The organism is Vibrio sp. 10N.222.55.C6, from assembly GCF_041473395.1.
GTDB classification, from domain to species: domain Bacteria; phylum Pseudomonadota; class Gammaproteobacteria; order Enterobacterales; family Vibrionaceae; genus Vibrio; species Vibrio crassostreae_C.
Genome location: NZ_JBFRSD010000310.1, coordinates 1 through 1,023, shown reverse-complemented (window position 1 = coordinate 1,023; position 1,023 = coordinate 1). Strand labels below are relative to the sequence as shown.

The 1,023-nt window shown below is 40.9% G+C and carries 1 protein-coding gene; it reads right to left on the bottom strand.

Annotated features, from left to right (window positions below):
- A partial coding sequence (locus AB4486_RS23830; protein WP_372119062.1) for an alpha-amylase family glycosyl hydrolase occupies positions 1-945 on the bottom strand: 945 nt, incomplete at its 3' end.
- Positions 946-1,023: the final 78 nt, after the last annotated feature.

Below are 1,023 nucleotides of genomic sequence, written 5' to 3'. Positions count from 1 at the left end.
CTCGTTGCTTTGTTCTTCCGACCATAGCTTCATGTGTTCAAACTGAAAAATCATGTTAAAAACACCACCTTGATCGTGCTCGGTCGCTTCAGCAACCCAAGGCAATGCGTTGTCGGCCGTCACCCCATTGGCCTCACCAACGGTCACGATATCAAAAGGCGAAAACGCCTGCTCTTTTAACTCATACAGATGTTTTTCAATCCCTGCCACATTCATATGATAATCGAATGAAGAGACATAGTTTTCACCCTTTGGATTGGGTAAAGAGGGTAAACCAGCTTGTTTTTGAATATGGCTAATTGCATCGACACGGAAACCATCAATACCTCGTTCCAACCACCAATGAATCATTTTAAATAGTGCTTGTTTAACTTCAGGGTTTTCCCAATTAAGATCTGGCTGTTTTTTAGAAAATAGGTGCAAATAATATTGTGCAGTTTTGTCATCATATTCCCATGCACTACCATGAAAAATACTTTCCCAGTTATTTGGTTCGCAAGTCGGCTTTTCAGCTGTAGGCTCACAACCATCACGCCAAATATACCAATCACGCTTAGGGCTATCTTTGTTATCTCGCGATTCGATGAACCATGGATGCTCATCGCTAGTGTGGTTTATCACTAAATCCATAATAATGCGAATGCCACGTTCATGAGCAGCAGTGATTAATTTATCCACATCCTCAAGGGTTCCAAAGTCAGGATGAATCGCTTGATAGTCACTGATATCGTAACCGTTATCATCATTCGGTGATGCGTAGAATGGGCAGATCCATATTAAATCAATGCCCAAATCAGCAAGATAATCTAGCTTAGCAATGATCCCATTGATGTCACCAATACCGTCCTGGTTTGTATCATAAAAACTACGGGGATAAATTTGGTAGGCAGTTGCTTTCTTCCACCACGCGAGTGGTTTTGAGTGTAGATTATTAGCGAGTGTCATCGGTTATACTATGTGTGTTATCGTTAACACATAGTGTTAAATGGAACCTATTTGGACTCAATACAATTTCAGAGAAAC